Source organism: Streptococcus oralis (assembly GCF_003942585.1).
GTDB lineage: Bacteria > Bacillota > Bacilli > Lactobacillales > Streptococcaceae > Streptococcus > Streptococcus oralis_BE.
Map to the genome: position 1 here is coordinate 431,342 of NZ_RJNK01000001.1, position 17,737 is coordinate 449,078.

Annotated in this window: 24 protein-coding genes and 2 pseudogenes; 8 read left to right on the forward strand and 18 right to left on the reverse strand. The window is 38.5% G+C overall.

Features of this window, described 5'->3' with window-relative positions; translation table 11 throughout:
- Positions 1–65: 65 nt before the first annotated feature.
- Genes D8862_RS02165 through D8862_RS02175 form a run of 3 tightly spaced genes read right to left on the reverse strand, consistent with a single transcriptional unit; the run spans position 66 to position 3,166 of the window.
- A complete protein-coding gene (locus tag D8862_RS02165; protein WP_001180412.1) occupies positions 66–1,325 on the reverse strand; it encodes an ABC transporter permease in 1,260 nt (419 codons plus the stop codon).
- 1 nt (position 1,326) lies between these two features.
- Positions 1,327–2,028, reverse strand: a complete 702-nt coding sequence (locus tag D8862_RS02170) for an ABC transporter ATP-binding protein (protein WP_000811477.1) — start codon at positions 2,026–2,028, stop codon at positions 1,327–1,329.
- Positions 2,012–3,166 (reverse strand): efflux RND transporter periplasmic adaptor subunit, encoded by a 1,155-nt coding sequence (locus D8862_RS02175; RefSeq protein ID WP_125448527.1) that lies wholly within the window; start codon positions 3,164–3,166, stop codon positions 2,012–2,014. The genes D8862_RS02170 and D8862_RS02175 overlap by 17 nt, the downstream gene beginning before the upstream one ends.
- Positions 3,167–3,433: 267 nt before the next feature.
- Between D8862_RS02175 and gor the strand changes: the two genes are divergently transcribed.
- Both gor and D8862_RS02185 read left to right on the forward strand, forming a co-directional pair.
- A complete protein-coding gene (gene gor / locus D8862_RS02180; protein WP_125448528.1) occupies positions 3,434–4,780 on the forward strand; it encodes a glutathione-disulfide reductase in 1,347 nt (448 codons plus the stop codon).
- A gap of 143 nt (positions 4,781–4,923) precedes the next feature.
- Complete coding sequence (locus tag D8862_RS02185) at positions 4,924–5,460, forward strand: biotin transporter BioY (RefSeq protein ID WP_000709014.1); 537 nt, start codon at positions 4,924–4,926, stop codon at positions 5,458–5,460.
- A 37-nt stretch (positions 5,461–5,497) separates the two neighbouring features.
- Here the strand turns inward: D8862_RS02185 and D8862_RS02190 are convergent, their stop codons facing one another.
- Entirely contained in the window at positions 5,498–5,716 is a 219-nt protein-coding gene (locus tag D8862_RS02190) for a YdbC family protein (protein WP_000807436.1), read from the reverse strand.
- 103 nt (positions 5,717–5,819) lie between these two features.
- Between D8862_RS02190 and D8862_RS02195 the strand changes: the two genes are divergently transcribed.
- Positions 5,820–6,140 (forward strand): hypothetical protein, encoded by a 321-nt coding sequence (locus D8862_RS02195; RefSeq protein ID WP_125448529.1) that lies wholly within the window; start codon positions 5,820–5,822, stop codon positions 6,138–6,140.
- A 25-nt stretch (positions 6,141–6,165) separates the two neighbouring features.
- On the opposite strand, the gene D8862_RS02200 is transcribed toward D8862_RS02195, so the two are convergent.
- The 10 genes from D8862_RS02200 to rpsP all read right to left on the reverse strand — a co-directional run bounded on the left by D8862_RS02200 (position 6,166) and on the right by rpsP (position 12,235).
- Positions 6,166–6,504 carry an ATP cone domain-containing protein gene (locus tag D8862_RS02200; RefSeq protein WP_001196051.1) on the reverse strand — a complete coding sequence of 113 codons (339 nt, stop codon included), beginning with the start codon at positions 6,502–6,504 and terminating at the stop codon, positions 6,166–6,168.
- 11 nt (positions 6,505–6,515) lie between these two features.
- Complete coding sequence (gene trmD, locus D8862_RS02205) at positions 6,516–7,235, reverse strand: tRNA (guanosine(37)-N1)-methyltransferase TrmD (RefSeq protein ID WP_125448530.1); 720 nt, start codon at positions 7,233–7,235, stop codon at positions 6,516–6,518.
- Positions 7,225–7,743 carry a ribosome maturation factor RimM gene (rimM, locus tag D8862_RS02210; RefSeq protein ID WP_001105878.1) on the reverse strand — a complete coding sequence of 173 codons (519 nt, stop codon included), beginning with the start codon at positions 7,741–7,743 and terminating at the stop codon, positions 7,225–7,227. The genes trmD and rimM overlap by 11 nt, the downstream gene beginning before the upstream one ends.
- A gap of 30 nt (positions 7,744–7,773) precedes the next feature.
- Entirely contained in the window at positions 7,774–8,562 is a 789-nt protein-coding gene (locus D8862_RS02215; RefSeq protein ID WP_125448531.1) for an alpha/beta hydrolase, read from the reverse strand.
- A gap of 98 nt (positions 8,563–8,660) precedes the next feature.
- Positions 8,661–9,518, reverse strand: coding sequence for an alpha/beta fold hydrolase (locus D8862_RS02220; protein ID WP_000803904.1), 858 nt, complete (start codon positions 9,516–9,518; stop codon positions 8,661–8,663).
- 148 nt (positions 9,519–9,666) lie between these two features.
- Entirely contained in the window at positions 9,667–10,569 is a 903-nt protein-coding gene (locus D8862_RS02225; RefSeq protein WP_125448532.1) for a DMT family transporter, read from the reverse strand.
- A 129-nt stretch (positions 10,570–10,698) separates the two neighbouring features.
- A complete protein-coding gene (locus D8862_RS02230) occupies positions 10,699–11,250 on the reverse strand; it encodes a putative immunity protein (protein ID WP_001247192.1) in 552 nt (183 codons plus the stop codon).
- Between the two features lie 73 nt (positions 11,251–11,323).
- A complete protein-coding gene (locus D8862_RS02235) occupies positions 11,324–11,659 on the reverse strand; it encodes a MazG nucleotide pyrophosphohydrolase domain-containing protein (protein WP_004243240.1) in 336 nt (111 codons plus the stop codon).
- Positions 11,660–11,703: 44 nt separating this feature from the next.
- Entirely contained in the window at positions 11,704–11,943 is a 240-nt protein-coding gene (kphA, locus tag D8862_RS02240; RefSeq protein ID WP_000379617.1) for an RNA-binding protein KphA, read from the reverse strand.
- Between the two features lie 19 nt (positions 11,944–11,962).
- Positions 11,963–12,235, reverse strand: coding sequence for a 30S ribosomal protein S16 (gene rpsP / locus D8862_RS02245; protein ID WP_000268760.1), 273 nt, complete (start codon positions 12,233–12,235; stop codon positions 11,963–11,965).
- Positions 12,236–12,412: 177 nt separating this feature from the next.
- On the opposite strand from rpsP, the pseudogene D8862_RS02250 reads away from it, so the two are divergent.
- Positions 12,413–12,601 (forward strand): annotated as a pseudogene (locus tag D8862_RS02250) (hypothetical protein).
- 406 nt (positions 12,602–13,007) lie between these two features.
- On the opposite strand, the gene D8862_RS02260 reads toward D8862_RS02250, so the two are convergent.
- The 4 genes and pseudogenes from D8862_RS02260 to D8862_RS02275 form a co-directional block, all read right to left on the reverse strand.
- A complete protein-coding gene (locus tag D8862_RS02260) occupies positions 13,008–13,589 on the reverse strand; it encodes a TMEM175 family protein (protein WP_125448533.1) in 582 nt (193 codons plus the stop codon).
- 228 nt (positions 13,590–13,817) lie between these two features.
- A pseudogene (locus D8862_RS09665) lies at positions 13,818–13,943 on the reverse strand (helix-turn-helix domain-containing protein); the annotation flags it as partial.
- Between the two features lie 50 nt (positions 13,944–13,993).
- Entirely contained in the window at positions 13,994–14,332 is a 339-nt protein-coding gene (gene cadX / locus D8862_RS02270) for a Cd(II)/Zn(II)-sensing metalloregulatory transcriptional regulator CadX (protein WP_125448534.1), read from the reverse strand.
- Positions 14,333–14,343: 11 nt separating this feature from the next.
- Complete coding sequence (locus D8862_RS02275; RefSeq protein ID WP_312023003.1) at positions 14,344–14,958, reverse strand: CadD family cadmium resistance transporter; 615 nt, start codon at positions 14,956–14,958, stop codon at positions 14,344–14,346.
- A 525-nt stretch (positions 14,959–15,483) separates the two neighbouring features.
- On the opposite strand from D8862_RS02275, the gene D8862_RS02280 reads away from it, so the two are divergent.
- From D8862_RS02280 to D8862_RS02295, 4 genes are all read left to right on the forward strand, one after another.
- Positions 15,484–16,080 carry a hypothetical protein gene (locus D8862_RS02280; protein ID WP_125448536.1) on the forward strand — a complete coding sequence of 199 codons (597 nt, stop codon included), beginning with the start codon at positions 15,484–15,486 and terminating at the stop codon, positions 16,078–16,080.
- A gap of 2 nt (positions 16,081–16,082) precedes the next feature.
- Entirely contained in the window at positions 16,083–16,307 is a 225-nt protein-coding gene (locus D8862_RS02285) for a helix-turn-helix transcriptional regulator (protein WP_125448537.1), read from the forward strand.
- Between the two features lie 325 nt (positions 16,308–16,632).
- Positions 16,633–16,794, forward strand: a complete 162-nt coding sequence (locus D8862_RS02290; protein ID WP_125448538.1) for a hypothetical protein — start codon at positions 16,633–16,635, stop codon at positions 16,792–16,794.
- Between the two features lie 108 nt (positions 16,795–16,902).
- Positions 16,903–17,706 (forward strand): peptidylprolyl isomerase, encoded by an 804-nt coding sequence (locus D8862_RS02295; protein ID WP_000731909.1) that lies wholly within the window; start codon positions 16,903–16,905, stop codon positions 17,704–17,706.
- The last annotated feature ends 31 nt before the right edge of the window (positions 17,707–17,737 follow it).

The window sequence follows — 17,737 nt, forward strand, 5'->3', positions numbered from 1 at the left end:
TTCGGTGATTTTCGATAGGGAAATCCATACAAAAACAAGATAGACAAATGTCCATCTTGTCTATCTTATTCATAGCGAAGGGCTTCAATTGGATCAAGCTTAGACGCTTTATTGGCTGGTAAGACCCCAAAGATCATACCAACGCTAGCCGAAACAGCCAAGCTAAAGAGAGCAATCGGTAGCGAGACACCAATTTCTATTCCTTCCATCATATTTTTTAACAAAGCACCTGCTAGCGTGGTCAAGCCCGCTGCACTTACTAGGCCGATGACTCCACCTAGCAAGGTCAAGATCATGGACTCAATCAAAAACTGTACCAAGATATTAGCTCGTGTAGCTCCCAATGCTTTACGAAGACCAATCTCTCGAGTACGCTCCGTTACAGAAACCAGCATGATATTCATAACTCCAGTCCCTCCCACAAAGAGAGAGATTCCTGCGATAGCACTAATAATAGCGGTCATAAAACCAAAGATTTGCTGAACCTCTGCAAAAGCGGCAGTTTCGTCCACAACCTGATATTCTCCCTGCTGTACTCCTGCAATTTCTGTCATCTTACGTGCGAGTTCTGGCCCCAAAGTCGGAGTTAGACTCGTATCATTCACACGAAAGACAATATTAGAAATTTCCTCCACATTAAAATTAGCTGCTACAGAAGCATTGGTTGTAATCGGTAAGCCACCTACACCAAACATCTTAGCACTTTTAACAGCAGGACTAGAGTAAACACCAATCACGCGATAGCTATATCCATTGGCTGAAATAATTTGATTGAGTGCTGCCTGAGGCGAGTCAAAAAGACTTTTAGCGAGTTCTTCATCTAGCAAAATCACACTTGCAAAATCTCGGTAATCTTGTTCTCTCAGATCCCTACCTGCAATAATTTTATTTTCTACAGCAGACATATAAGTCATATTGCCACCTGTCAGACTTGCTCTCTCTACCTTTTTATCCTTATAGGTCAAAGTAACATTTGTACTATTAGTCACATAATAGCCATCTACACCTTTTAGTTTGGCAGCTTCCTTAACCCACGATTCCTGTGTTTTAGGTGGTTCTACGTGAACATCTTCTTCTTTACCAGATAGTGTTAGTGCAGATTGCTTTTGTGTAAAGGAACCGTCCTTACTTTTAATTGGTGAGAAAAATACCTGAATATTTTTCTGAGATTTTGTCATATTTTTATTGACCTGACGAGACATAGAGTCCCCTAAAGCCATGATGACAACTACTGAAGAGACTCCGATGATAATACCAATCATGGTCAAAAAGGAGCGCATCTTGTGTGCCATAATAGATGAAAAGGCAAATTTCAGATTTTGCATCTTAGTTCTCCTTTCCTTCCAAACGAGCGCTATCAGATGAAATAACTCCATCACGGATTACAATCTGGCGTTTTGCATAGGCTGCAATTTCGGGCTCGTGCGTTACCATAATAATAGTCTTGCCTTCTTCATTTAACTCAACCAAGAGTTCCATGATTTGACTTCCTGTTTTCGTATCCAAGGCACCTGTCGGTTCATCAGCTAGGATGATTGAGGGATCGTTAACAAGAGCACGCGCAATGGCCACCCGTTGTTTTTGACCGCCAGACAACTCCGAAGGAAGGTGATGAATACGATCAGTCAACTCTACTTTACTCAGATATTCCTCTGCTAACTTGCGACGTTGGGCAGCTGGAACTCCTGCATAAATCAAGGGCAACTCAACATTTTGAACAGCATCCATCTTTGACAAAAGAAAGAACTGTTGAAAGACAAAACCAATTTGTTGGTTACGTACCTGTGCCAACTGCTTTTCACCTAGACGGGCCACTTCTTGACCTTCTAGATAATATTCGCCGCTAGTTGGGGTGTCCAGCATTCCGATGGTATTCATCAGAGTAGATTTACCCGAACCAGATGGTCCCATAATGGCAACAAATTCACCTTCGCCAATCTCCAAATTAATATTTTTCAAGACCTGCAGTTCCTGTTCACCATTTCGATAGCTCCGGCAGATGTTTTTTAGACTAATTAGTTGTTTCATCAGCCTTCACCTCTTTTCCTTCTTCCAAGGAAGTCGTTGGATTACTGATGACTTTGGTTCCGTCTGTCAAACCAGATGTGATCTCTTGGTTTTCTGCGTCAGCATTTCCTAAGCTAACTTCAACCTTCTTAGCCTTATTCTCTTCGTCAACAACCCAAACGTAGTTTTTCCCGTCTTCAGTAATGACACTGGTTAAGGGTACGAGGATTGATTTCTTGTCACTTTTAACCTCAACACTAACGGTAAAACCTGGTTTTAAATCACCAATCTCACTCGTCACTTCAATCGTATAGGGATATTTAGAACCAGTATTCCCCCCAGTTATAGCATTCGTTCCTTCTCCACTATTTTTAGGGTAAGCTGAAATATAGCTGATCTTCCCTGTCCAAGTTTTATCTTGGTAAACTTTAGAAGAGAAGGTCACTTCTTGGTCAACAGAAAGATTGGCAAGATTGTACTCAGAAAGTTCTCCCTTGACTTGTAGATTGTCGTTACTTACTACATGAACCATCACTTGATTTGCAGTAGTTGTAGACTTCGATACATTGCGATTAACTTCTACAACTGTACCTTCTAGCGTACTCAAAACCTTTGTTGCGTCCAATTGAGCCTGCGCCTTTTTAAGTTGTGCCTCTGCATCAGCACGACTATCACGAGCATCACTAATTTGAGAATCTATGGAAGAGACTGAAGATCCCTGCGCTCCATCATCATAACCTTCCGAATCAGCTAGAGTGTTGTTTCGTGATTCCTTCAAGTCATTGATACGACGATCAGCCTTGGCTATGGCACGGTTAGCTGCATCATAAGCAGATTGTGCTTCTGTGCTGTTGTATTTTACGAGCGCTTGTCCTTTGTCAACCTTATCTCCAACAGAAACCAAGATTTCATCTACCTCACCCTTACTTGCATCCAAATAAACATATTGTTCATTTTTTGCGGTGACGGTACCAGATAAAAGAACAGAGGAGGCAACTGTTCCTTCCTTTGCGACTACGAGATGCGATGTGTCATCCTTACCGGCAGCCTGAGAGGGCTGTCTAAATAGCAAAATACCCGCTGCACTGATTATAATAATACTTGCAGCACCAATAGCTGTGTATAGTTGCCATTTTTTATTTTTCTTATTCCCCTTCATCACAAAACTCCTATTTTATTTTCAATACAAAGACTATTATAGCAAATTTACCTACACTAAACAATGATTGTTCAGAGAGAAAAGAGAACAATTCAGGAAATGAGCCTTATTTTCATTCAATTTATGCAGAATTGTACTAGTAACATCATACACCTTATTTCTATATTTAGCAAGTAATTTCTGCTATTTCTTTAGGGCGTAGCAGATTTTTGCATTCAAAAAATAAAAACGATAGAATATGACTATCAAATCTATAAGGAGTTTTCTATGAGAGAATATGACATCATCGCCATCGGTGGAGGAAGCGGTGGCATTGCCACTATGAACCGAGCTGGTGAACACGGAGCTAAGGCAGCTGTTATCGAAGAGAAAAAATTAGGTGGAACTTGTGTCAACGTTGGCTGTGTTCCTAAGAAAATCATGTGGTATGGATCGCAAATCGCTGAAAGCTTCCACCACTACGGCCCTGACTACGGTTTTACAAGTTCAGATGTTCAATTTGATTTCGCAAAACTTCGTCAAAATCGTGAAGCCTACATCGATCGCGCTCGCTCATCTTATGATGGAAGTTTCAAACGTAACGGCGTTGATTTGATTGAAGGTCGTGCTCATTTTGTTGATTCCCATACCGTCAGTGTTAATGGTGAATTGATTCGTGCCAAGCATATCGTGATTGCGACTGGCGCTCGTCCAAGCATCCCAACTATTCCTGGAGCTGAACTCGGTGGTAGTTCAGACGATGTCTTTGCTTGGGAACAACTTCCTGAATCTGTTGCGATTCTTGGCGCTGGCTATATCGCCGTTGAGTTAGCAGGTGTTCTCCACGCACTCGGAGTAAAAACGGATTTGTTCGTCCGTCGTGATCGTCCCTTGCGCACTTTTGACAGCTACATCGTGGAAGGTCTCGTCAACGAAATGGAAAAAACAGGTCTACCTTTGCACACACACAAGGTACCCGTCAAGCTCGAAAAAACAGAGCATGGCATTACGATTCATTTTGAAGACGGTTCCAGTCACACTGTAAGCCAAGTTATCTGGGCTACTGGCCGCCGTCCAAATGTAGACGGCTTAGAGTTAGAAAAGGCTGGAGTTACACTCAACGAACGTGGATTTATCCAAGTGGATGAGTATCAAAATACTGTTGTAGATGGTATCTATGCCCTTGGAGACGTTACGGGTGAGAAGGAACTAACTCCAGTAGCCATCAAGGCTGGACGTACCCTATCTGAACGTCTCTTTAATGGAAAAACACGTACTAAGATGGACTACACAACTATCCCTACTGTTGTCTTCTCACACCCAGCAATCGGAATCGTGGGGTTGACCGAAGAAGAAGCTATCAAAGAATACGGCCAAGAGCACATCAAAGTCTACAAGTCAAGCTTTGCATCTATGTACTCTGCCGTTACAAACCATCGTCAGGAATCTCGCTTCAAACTCATCACCGCGGGTGCTGACGAAAAAGTTGTTGGCCTTCATGGACTTGGTTACGGGGTGGATGAGATGATTCAAGGATTTGCTGTTGCCATCAAGATGGGAGCAACCAAGGCAGACTTTGATGCTACAGTAGCTATCCACCCAACCGCTTCAGAAGAATTTGTGACCATGCGCTAATTGTTGAAAGAGACTTTAAAGAGTCTCTTTTTACTTGCAAAATCGGCTGTCACAAAATTGTTACCTTAATTTCAAAAATAGGTTGACTTTTCTTTTTGAATTAGTATAATAGTTACTATATTTTCGAAAAGAGGTTAACAGTTTTGAAAAAAGCTCATATCTATGCTATCCCTGCTATCGGTGCTGCTCTCATCGCCGTATTGGCTCAAATCAGTCTCCCTATCGGTCCTGTCCCCTTCACTCTACAAAACTTTGCGATCGGTCTGATTGCAACTGTTTTTAGACCAAGGGAAGCCGTCCTATCTGTTGCTCTCTATCTCCTGTTGGGTGCCATTGGTCTACCTGTCTTTGCAGGGGGAGGAGCTGGATTTCACGTTTTAGTTGGTCCAAGCGCAGGCTATCTCTGGTTCGACCTTGTCTATGCAGGACTTACATCTTATCTCATCCATCAAAATAGTGGCCATATCCGCATTTTCCTAGCCAACCTCTTGGGTGATTCCCTCGTCTTTGTCGGAGGTATTCTCAGCCTCCACTTCCTTGCTGGTATGCCATTCGATAAGGCACTAGCAGTTGGTGTCCTTCCTTTTATCCTCCCTGATCTTGGTAAAATCATTGCGATTAGTTTCATTGGTCGCCTACTATTACAACGACTTAGGGGACAAGCATACTTCTCAATTTAACCCAAAAAGGATACTGAGTCAAAAACTCAATATCCTTTTATTGATTTCCTTTAAAAGCATCCACCATTACTTGAAATTCTTCGTTTGTAAGAGTGATTCCTTTTCCCATTTTGGTATGATCAGGGCTCCAAGTTCGAATATCAAACTTTGCTGGTGCGCCATTAAAGCTGACTCGATTTAGTTCTTTTGTCCATCCTTTTTCATTTTCAGACAAGGTCAGTAAGTGTTCTTCGATTTCAAATGTAAATTCTGCCATTTTAACTCCTTTTTGTGATATGCTTTCTCTAGTCTATTCGTAAAAATCTTGTAGTTTTTAGGAAATTTTTATATAATGTGGATATATAAGGAGGGAGACGCCTATGACGTACACATTCAAGCAAGTCTTAGATAAGATACAAGACTTTCTCAGTGGACATAATGAACAAGATTATTCTGAAAACGACTTCCTTATTAGCACAATTGAACAGGCCATCCAGAAAAAAACGGCTGTTCATGTCATACTTGCTGAAACGAGCTTCACTGGTGATATTGTCAAATATGATACCAGTCGTCAACAGATTGTTGTCAAAAATTTTACAAAAAATGTAACTCGTATCATCCGAATCACTGATATCAAAAGACTTCGTTTCGTCCCTTCAACTGTACAAACAGCTCAGAAAAATAGATTTAAGAAAGAGTGAGATGCTTTTCATCCCACTCTTTTTCTTAACGAATTTGTTCAAAATGAAGGTGAACTGCGATATGGTCACCATACCCACTTCTCTCCAAATCACGTTGCAAGCGATAAGAAATGTAGTGTTCGGCTATTGTGATATATCCTGCCCCCAACAAACGATTTTCAACCATTGATTGGATCATACTGATGGTCGCACGTTCTACTTTTGCTTCTTCCAAGTCCAAGATTACTTTTTTAGTGACTTGAGCTAGGTTTTGGCGCAAATCATCTGTTAAAACATAAACCGTCTGAGCTGCTTTTAAGACAGCTTGATAGATTTTATCTGGATCAAAGTCAGCAACTTCTCCGTTACGTTTGATTACTTGCATAAGGTTCTCCTTTATTCTTTGTTTTCTCTGATTTCAGCCAGCATCTTTTCTTCTTCGGCTGTTAGTTGATAGTTTTCTAGCAGGTCAGGTCTGCGCTCGTAGGTTTTCTTTAGACTCTCATACAGTCGCCACTGGCGAATTTTTTCATGGTGCCCACTCATGAGCACATCTGGAACCACCATGCCTCGATAGTCATAAGGGCGTGTGTATTGGGGGTATTCGAGAAGTCCTGAAGAAAAACTATCATCCTGGTGACTAGACTCCTTACCAATCACTTCTGGAATCAAGCGAACGGTCGCATCGATCATGGTCATGGCCGCCAATTCTCCTCCAGTCAGGACATAATCTCCTAGGGAAATTTCATCGGTTACCAAGGTCTTGATGCGCTCGTCATATCCTTCGTAGTGACCGCAGATAAAGATCAGTTCCTCTTCTTGAGCCAAATCTTCAGCGTAGGCTTGATCGAACTGTTTCCCAGCAGGATCGAGAAGAATGACGCGCGGCTTTTTCTTTTCAATAGCATCAAAGGCGTCGAAAATGGGTTGAGCTCGGAGCAACATCCCCTGACCGCCTCCGTAGGGCTCATCGTCAACATGACGGGCCTTTTCAGCGTATTCTCTGAAATTATGATACTGGATATCCAAGAGCCCTTTTTCTCGAGCCTTCCCAACAATCGAGTGTTCCAGCGGAGAAAACATCTCTGGAAAGAGGGTTAAAATATCAATCTTCATCGTCTAACCCTTCTAAGATTTCCACTTGGACCCGCTTGTTTGGAATATCAACATTGAGAACTACTGGGGGTATGTAAGGTAGAAGCAGATCACGCTTACCTTTTCTCTTGACCACCCAGACATCATTGGCACCCGGTTGTAGAATCTCCTTGATAGTTCCAATCAGGTTGTCTCCCTCGTAAACTTCCAAACCAATAATCTCGTGATAGTAGAATTCTCCATCGTCTAAGTCGTTCAAATCTTCCTCAGCGACCTTGAGACTATAACCCTTGTACTTTTCAATCGCATTGATATGGTACATGTCTTTGAATTTGATAATGTCAAAATTCTTATGCTTACGGTGGTTAGCGATGATCACTGTTTGAACAAACTGATCTTTTTCATCGAATAAAGCCAGCTCTGCCCCTTTTTTAAAGCGTTCCTCAGCAAAATCCGTCACAGACAAGACTCGCATCTCACCTTGTAAACCCTGCGTATTGACGATTTTCCCAACATTAAAGTAGTTCATCTTGTCTCCTGTACTCTCCTTCTTTCCATCTTATTCTGACAATTCTCGAATAATAGTCGCAATTTTTTCTGATTCAGACCATTGTAAATAATGGTGATTCCCTCCTAAAATGAGTTTAGTATTGGAAGTCCAATATTCTGAGTCTCTGTACTCTTTTTCTCTATAAGCCTGACAAAAAATAAATACAGGGACATGAGCTTCTATAGATACATTCTCAAAATCTTCCTCAGTAATCTCTCCAGATATTCGAAACTTTGTATCTTGATCTTCCAACTCTGAGCCTTTTTCTTGCATTATTTTCCAGATTTCTTTATTAGTTTCAGGACTAAATGTTGCTTGAGTTAAATTCTTAAAATAAAGTTCAGGACCATACTCGTCAATCAACCTCATCTGCTCTTCCATTTCTGGATAGGGATTTTCTGAAAAATCAGAAAACATTACTTTTTTAGTTGTTGGTTCAATTGCTAGTAAAGCCTGACACTTAATTGATTTGTTGAGCAATTTGCAAGCTAAAATTCCACTCAAACTATGTACACAAAGTATATATTCAGAAATCGCCAATTCTTCAAGTACTTCATAAACCGCGTCTACAAGATTGTCCAGATTTTTTCCAGATTGGTCATGAATCGGACTCCTACCTGTATTTGGAAAATCAATTGTCAAATAACCAATTGTGGGGGGAAGTTTTTCAAGTATAAGTGAAAAATTTTCATAACTTGGTAGCAAACCTGCGCCATTTAAACAAACAAGCACTTTCTTTTGCTTTTTATAAGTAACAGAGAGACTGCCAATTTTTGTAGTTACTTCAAACCGTTTCATAAAGAAATCCACTCATTCTATAACAATGATTTATTAAAAACCCTTATCCTTTATTTTATCACGTTCCAGGGATTTTCACAAGTTGGATAGGTCCTATCTTACAAGGCTACTACTTCTTCAAAAAAATCACCAACTATCTGATTAAACTCTTGAGGATGATCATTCATCGGTTGGTGTTTGCTATCTGAAATCGTTACTTGACGCGCATTGGGATTTAAGGCAATGATACCATCATATATTATTTTCAGGTGTTTGGGGAAATCATTTTCTCCTCTTACTAAAAGCATAGGAGGATTTCCTTTATATCCTTCTATCTCATGGACTGCCAAGAAACCTGTGATTCCAAGGTTCAAGAAAACATCTCGCCCAGTTTCTATAATGGCCGTCTTGACCAATTCTCTTGTGATAGGGTTATCAGTACACATTTTTGAGTTTTTATCTGCAATCACCCTCCAAGGAATCGTTTTGTACATAAGAGAACTATATTTGATTCGACCTCTTTCTTTATCTGATAGGTAACGATGCTGTCCCCAACTATCTACCATGACCAAGGCTAGGACTCTTTCTGGATGGCGATAAGTGTACTCTTGAAGTGGATTTCCTCCCCAAGAATGACCAACCAATATCACCTTATCTAGCTGGAAATAGGACAAAATAGCATCTACATCTTGAACAGCGCCTTCCAAGTCGGGAAGGCCAACTTTCATAGGTGATTCCCCCTGCCCTCTAACATTGACAAAGTAAAGGTCAAATCCATCGAAAGCATCATACTGGTGGGCCCACATCTGACTACGGCCACAAGCTCCATGATAAAAAATAATGTGTCCTTTACTTGCGTTTCCAGGACGATGATAAACAACCAAATCACAATCTACGACTGCTATAACGTGACGTTTCAACATCTCGGGTTCTCTGTTATAAAAAGCAATAGCTTCAGCAATATCATTTGGCTTCATTTTTACACTCTCTCCTCTTTATCCTAGTATCATTCTTTTATCTATTTTATCATGCTATATTAAAATCTTTGTTTTCTAAGCCTAATTTCATTAAAAATTTTGAATTTTCTGCATCATTTAAATAAAGAAAAAGACTACTAAGCAATCTTTACTTTTTTCTCATCAGATTCATGCCTAAAATTCCAGCAATAATCAAAGTTGCTCCAATCACATGGTAACTATAAATTGGTTCGTGGAGGATAAGAGCCCCAGCTAGAATGGTCAAAACTGTTCCAAGATTACCAAAGACACTGACGGTTGATGCCCCGAGGCGAACGATAGCATAGATAGAGAGACTACCAGTCACGATAGAGGCTAGTATTCCCAAATAGAGGATGGAAAGCAGATAGGGCACCTGTCCAAGTGGCGCAAAGTAAGCTAATATATTCCCCTCTAGATAGTGCGAGGTCAGGCTTAGCATATTAAAGGTGATGAAGCCAACAAATATCACAACAGCTGTCATATCCATAGCCCGATAGCGGCCTCCTTTAACCTTGCTGAGAATATTGTTTATCGCATTGGCAAGAACAGATCCCAACATCAAGAGAAAGCCCAAGCTAGCAGTTTCAGTGCTAAAGTTTGCTCCTTTGCTAAGGAAAATGAAAACTACTCCTGCTACGGATAAAATTAAAAAGAACTTTTGTAGCAAACCAGTCTTTTCCTTGAGAAAGACCGATGCCAAAAGGAGAGTAAAAATCGGGACAAGCGCTTGTAAAATTCCCGCTTCAGAAGACGATATATACTGTAAAGCAAAGGATTGGAAAATAAAGAAGAGGAGTGGATAGAAAAGACTCATAGGCAGAATTGAAAGAATATCTTTTCTACTTAAACTCACATTGATAAGTTTTGTTTGATGAAGGATGACCAATACCAAAGCAGCGATTGTATAGCGATGTGCTAAGTTTGTGAGAGGACTAGCATAGCCCAAAGCAATCTTAGTAAATAAAAAAGAAAAACCAATGATTGCTGAAAAGGATAAGGCTGCTAGGTATGCTTTTGTTTTCTCGTTCATAGATGGTCACTCCATTTAAAAATAGCTATTCTCAAGATTGATTGACTAGAATTCTTTGAGACTGTCTATCCATTTTAGCATAGTAAAATCCTAGATGCTATTTCTAGGATTGGTATTTTATGCCTTCTTTCACCGTTTATCTATTACATTAGTTAAAAAGGATTCAGCCAGTCTGATCTGCTTTTCTCGTTCTTGTCTCACAAGTTCTAACTTGTCTGCCTCTTGGAGATTCCTTACTTTGATAGCATAATCCGCGGAAACGATGGCGTGTCCTCTCATATGGGCTGTTGAAATAGCTTGTACAAAGACTCTGGCAGCGTACTTAGCGATTTGATTTTGGGCATTTTTAGAGAGGAGATTTGCTGCGAAACCTGCTTTTCTCAACTCATGAGGTGAGAACTCATTTCTCAATCGTGCATCAAAAGCCTCATAAGCTTGCCGAATTATTTTATTTTTCTCACCTTCATCACCGATATCAATTAAAGATAAGAAATCTCGCGAGTTCTCTAATGCCCATCGAGCTAGTTCTTTCTGAGGAAGTCTATCCAGTATTTGTTCTAGTTCCAATCTTTTCTCAGAGTCGTCCCAAATGGCAACTTTGTAAGGACTGGGTAGGTGATTCATTTTAGTCTTATAGGCAGTTCGTTCAAACTCATTCCATGCATAATCCTCTGGTCTCATTGCTTTCTCATTCTTTCTTACTAGCTAGCGTAATCTAGGAGAAACCTTTCATATCAGTGAAAAGAGATTACTCCTAGTTCTCTTGGAAGTTATCCAAAAATCCTTTCAAATCTCGTTCATGTTGGTACTTAATGGCAGCCTTCTTATCTTTGTCAAAGATGGTTTTGGTTAGGTCAATATCGTTGATAGCTGCGATTGCGACGGTGTAATGAATGATATCAGCCAGTTCTTTGGCTAGTTCCTCATTTGAGTCCTGGACACCCTCTTTTCGACCAGAGCGCCCATTCAAGACCTCTGCTACTTCTCCGACTTCCTCCACTAGCTTGATAAAGAGGCCTTCCTCAGTCCGAGACTGTTGGTAATGTTCGAGTAAATAAGCTTGTAATTGTCTAAACGTTAAATCCTTCATCTTCTCCTCCTCACAAAAAAAGCGAGACATCTGTCCCGCTTTTTTTATTTTTCATCAATAACGATTCTTACTTTTTTGTCTTCAGTTGGGACAGAGTAGACAATCGTTCTTATCGCTGAGATAGTGCGACCCTTACGACCGATAACACGACCGACATCGCTTTGGTCAAGATCCAAGTGATACTCCAAAAACTCTGGTGTGTCTTCGATCTTGATAGTTAAGGCATCAGGTTGTGAAATCAAAGGTTTCACAATCGCAATAATGAGATTTTCAATCGTATCCATCTGTCAACCTACTTTAAACTTATTTTGAGAATTTAGAATCGTGGAATTTTTTCAATACGCCTTCTTTTGAAAGGATGTTGCGAACTGTATCTGAAGGTTGAGCTCCATCAGCCAACCATGCAAGAACGCGGTCTTCTTTCAAAGTTACTTGGTTTTCAGCAACAAGTGGGTTGTAAGTTCCAACTGTTTCGATGAAACGTCCGTCACGTGGTGAACGTGAGTCTGCTACGTTGATACGGTAGAAAGGTTTTTTCTTAGAACCCATACGAGTCAAACGGATTTTAACTGCCATTTTTTAATGTCTCTTTTCTTATTTTTTATTTCGGTGAAATAGCTAAGCTATTTAGCACATGTTCTATTATAACAGATTTTCGAGAGGTGTCAAGAAAAAAACTTGACAGAGTTAAAAATTTTTAAATTTTTTAGAAATTTATTAGACTAATAGAGATAAATTAGAAAGAAAAAATTTATGAATACTACTTTTGATAACTACCCTGTCAAGCCCTATATCTCTCTTAATCGTGATGTCGAAGCTTGGCTACTAAATCTCAAGCCCATTCCCAAATGACACATGGACCTATTAGCAGATGATTTACTAGCAGGAGATATCATTCTCCTATGGAGAATCAACTTTGGCACTTTTACAACCGAAACATGATTTTAAAAACTCCCATTCGAATATGATTCAAAATTCGCTTAAAATCAATGTTTTCCCACTTTTTCAGAAAACAAATTTTTATCTAATTTAAATAACTTTCAATTAAATGGTGTGAATTTTGCTTAAAATCATCAAAAACACCCCATGGTGTGAACCATGAAGTGTTGTAAATGCTGTATTGTAGCTAGTTTTTAACGTTTAGAAAACTACCTAGCTTTACGAGCTTTCTTAAAATCTGGTTTGGAAAGTATGCGTTTCAGTTGGACTAAAAACAGCGAAATATCAAGGATTTTAAGAACGATATCTACTAATTAATTTATAAAATATGAATTAATAGATTCTAAATAGGGGAATAGTTTAGGTCTGTAATCATTAAAATAATACACCTAACTTTGGTCACCGTTTTTTAGTTATTCACTCTTTTTTCAGATAGTGTTTTTAAAGTTATGATGTAAAATGCCGCAATTAAAACACTATACATCATAATCGGAGGATAGAGAATTAAGGATAGAATCAATCCCACTCCTTTAATTATTAGGTCAGGTATCAATAACTTTCTATATTGTGCGGTAGCTTCAAGTAATTCTTTCTGATCTATATTGGGTTTATCAATTACTTTATGTAAAAACCAGTTTGCTACCGTTGAAACAATAACGATCAGTCCATAAAAGAGTTGTGCCGTATGGTTCATGAAATGACTACTAACGATTCCAGTAGCATAGGGCATAAATGAAACAAAAAATAAAAGAAACAAATTCCACCAAACAATTTGTGGGGAAATTTTCTCAACCTTTTCCCATAGTGTGTTTAGTGCCATCCATAACGATCCTAACCAGAAAAAGGAAAGAAAATAAGCAAAGAAATTTTGCCGTAAATCCCAAAAAGCTTGAAGATTTGGTGTCGTTGGTTTTTCTAATTCTAAGATTAGGATAGTCATTATAATTGCTAGAACCGCATCTGTCAATGCAATTAATCTATCTTTCTTCATCAGATTACATCACCTTTCATTTTGTAGCATTATATCTCATCGTATAATATTTATTAATCTTAAATATTAGATATTCATTTCATACTTTGAGTACAAACAAGATACACTAAAAAACATGTATCTGTCATATTTTATTTAACTTTAGAAATATTCAGCCATCTAATTAATAAATATATCATATTTCACAATAAATGACTACTATCAAAGATACATTTTCTTTCAAATTCCTCCCTTTTCAACTTGGCTAACTTGAGCTGCATTGCCTAGTTCGCTTTGTGTAATATTGTATTTTTTTCTTAAATTTTTGATACGAGTAGGTATTTCTTGTGAATAATTTTCTTCAAAAAATTTCATATATAATCCCCCTATAATCATGGAAAAGTAGAAAGTAGTAAAAATAGTTGTTATCCTAGTTGATTAAAAAAATCTCTGATTTCCTCATCTTTTATAAAATAATATATAATTTTCCCCTCTCTTCTAGTGTCCAAGATGTTTTGATTGGCTAGTTTACGAAGATGGTGGGAGGCAGATGCCATACTGAGATTTAGTAAACAGGCTATCTCGCAGACACAGAGTTCTTCGACGGCAAGGAGATAAAAGATGATATTTATCTGTTTATTATCGGTAAATTTTGATAAAATGCGAAGTGATTTTTGGACTTTTTCCTTTTCAAGGTAGTTCGTTGCGGTTGTAACATTTTGTTGATTTATAATATTCACTTGGCAGATACTATCTTTTTTCATAATTTTTTCTCCTAGCCGAACACAGTCCTTAGCATGTCAAAGCTGTTGTTTTCAATCAGGATATACACCCCCAATCCTAAATAAACAACGGCAATAAACCATCTGCTATATTTTTCCAAAGTTTCTCCAACAGAAGGGACTTGTGCCAATTTTTGGGCAGAAAAAACCAAGAGATAAATCATGACTAGAAAGGTAAGTAAAGCCACTATCAAATTCGCTAAATTTAAGGTAATAAAATATGGGACAAAAACACCAATATTGTCAGCACCACAACTTGCAAAAGTAATCATAGCGACTAGAAAAATCAGGTTTTTATTATCTTTGCGCAAACCATCTTTTGCAATAGCTTCTCCATCAGAATCTCCTAAAAGCAAAACTTTGAGCCCTAGGAAAATTGGAATCAAACCGAGCAAACCTAAAATCTCTTTACTAGGAATATAATTTAAGACAAATGCAAAAAGTAAACTTAGCAATATTAGACTAACAGAGCCTAGAAATTGTCCTAAATAGATGTTAATGATGTCTTTTCTGCTTTTTCTTTTGGCAAAAAATAACATTAGGATAATAAGTAAGTCTACGGCTGTCCCAGAATACAGGATTATTGAAGTAACAACATTTTGAATCATAAAACACCTCATTCAAATATATTTTTGAATGAATTTTAACATTAAACTTTGTAGATGTCAACTTCAGCTCCATCAAAGTATAGATAAGAAGGTAGAGATTGGACTGAAATATAGTGAAATGTATTAAAATTGAAAAAAGAAAAAACGCTTGAAATCAGAGTTTTTCTTATGTATTGATTCGTATTGAATGCTTACTTCACTTCTGTAAAAATTAACTTCTACACCTACAAAGCCTATTCTGACAGACTTTATAAAAGCCTAAGAAAAAAAGTAGAGATTCATACAGTGTCTAGATTTTCCAAAAATTCTTTATCATCAAATATTATTAACGAAACTATTCAAACCAAATCCGATGCATTGCTTCAAAGAATTCTTTAGTTGTTTGACTAGCGAAGGCTTTTATTAAAAAATTTTTTCAAATAATTGCCTCATTGACACATAAATTCTTGCTTTCCAAATTGAAGTGTGATATATTTATAACATAAAGATTGTTAAATATTTCTAACATAAGGAAAGGAGACTATCATGAAAAAAAGTCAAAAAATGCGTGGCCTTATTACAATGATTTCCGCAGCTCTCTTTATTGATTTTACTGTTTTATTTGGTTCTAATCTTAGTTGGGGACCCAAGTTTGTTATTGCTGGTATTTCAGTGTTAGGGCAGATTGTAGCTATTTGGGGCTGGCTACATATGAAACCATGGCCTCATAAGAGTCAGAAAGGTAAGGGAAAGATTATTTTTGACTTGTCTGCTAAGCTTTACACGATACTTTTGTTTGCAGCAAGCATTTTTTATACAGTAGGGATTTGGGTTTCGACCCCAAGCGAAAGTTCTGGTATTAAAGAATGGGTTTTGGGAATTGGCCTCGTTATTGAAGTGATTGTATTTGGTTTTTTCTGTTTGAAAAATATCAAGGAAACTCCGGACGAACGCTTTTATGCTAATTTAGCCAAGGCAGCTAGCTTGATGTTTGTTTTTATACTAGGCGCACTGATGATCCTAGCAGTTATCACTGGGTATATGGGGGCTCTCACTCTTTACATGGGCCAAATCTTTATTAGCATAGCTGTCTTGATTTGCATCTTTGCGGTTGTCTATCTTATCTTGGAACGGAGAGGATAAGCATGGCCAAAGAAAGCAAGATTATTACTAATCTCAAATCTGTTCGTGAGTCCACAGGCATGACCCAGCAGGAGTTAGCCGACCTCATCGGCATGCGACGCGAGACAATTCTGCACTTGGAAAATAACCGTTACAATCCTTCGCTGGAAATGGCTCTTAAAATTGCTCAAGTTTTTAATCTGAAAGTAGAAGCCCTCTTTGAACTCAGACAGAAAGAGGAAGCATAATTCTTTTCGAGACCTAGTATTAAGTTCATTGATTAATTAGGAATTGAAGCCGAAAGAAAAAATCCGTTTAAAATGTGCTCTTTTAAAACATAGTAATTCTTTCGAATTAACGTTTACTAATTGTGATTCTTTACGAGCTTTCTTAAGAACTGGTTTTCTAAATACTTCAAGTAAACTTATAGCATTGATGCCCCAAAAAATTTAGAAATACCTGTTGAAAAAGGCTATGCTCTTGTCGAAACTGTCTTTGACTCGCTTGATCATCTAAATACCACTATGAAAGAGAATATCCTCAAAAGTAAGGAGAGTTACAGTACTTTCTAAGATGAAGGCTCCAGATTTGGACCAATCCCTTCGTGACAACTTTTCAGGAGAAGAATTAGCAAGTTACTTTTCAATTCGTGGTTACAAATTGACTCTAAAGGGAGAGCAGATACTGGAACAGTACCAGGACATTATCGACCGTCATCCAAAGAAAAATCTCTAAGCAAGCGACTTTCTGGTCGGCTTCCTCTTAAACTACCTTGTCACTAACATTTGAAATCCACTTCCTTTTAGGGTACAATGATAGAAATGAATTTTTGAGAGGAAAACAATGAAAAAACTAGCAACCCTTCTTTTACTGTCCACTGTTGCCCTAGCTGGATGTAGCAGTATCCAACGCAGTCTGCGTGGCGATGACTATGTTGACTCTAGTATCTCAGCTGAAGAAAGTTCTAAAGCAGCTGCTCAGGCTGCCAAAGATTTGAATGACGCTTTAACCAATGAAAATGCCAACTTCCCTCAACTTTCTAAGGAAGTTGCTGAAGATGAAGCCGAAGTGGTTCTCCACACAAGTCAGGGTGATATTCGTATTAAACTCTTCCCTAAACTCGCTCCTCTAGCCGTTGAAAACTTCCTTACTCACGCCAAAGAAGGCTACTATAACGGCATCACCTTCCACCGTGTCATCGATGGCTTTATGGTCCAAACTGGAGATCCTAAGGGAGATGGTACAGGTGGTCAATCCATCTGGCATGATAAGGACAAAACGAAGGACAAGGGAACTGGTTTTAAAAATGAAATCTCTCCTTACCTATACAATATTCGAGGAGCCCTTGCTATGGCTAACACTGGTCAACCAAACACCAACGGTAGCCAGTTCTTCATCAACCAAAACTCAACAGATATTTCAGCTAAACTCCCTACCAGCAAGTATCCAAAGAAAATCATCGAAGCCTATAAAGAAGGTGGAAATCCAAGTCTAGATGGTAAACACCCAGTCTTTGGCCAAGTCATCGATGGTATGGACGTTGTTGACAAGATTGCCAAAGCTGAAAAAGATGAGAAAGACAAACCAACGTCTGCTATCACCATTGATAGTATCGAAGTGGTGAAAGACTACGATTTTAAATCCTAAATAACCTAAAAAATACAGTATCCGCATTCGA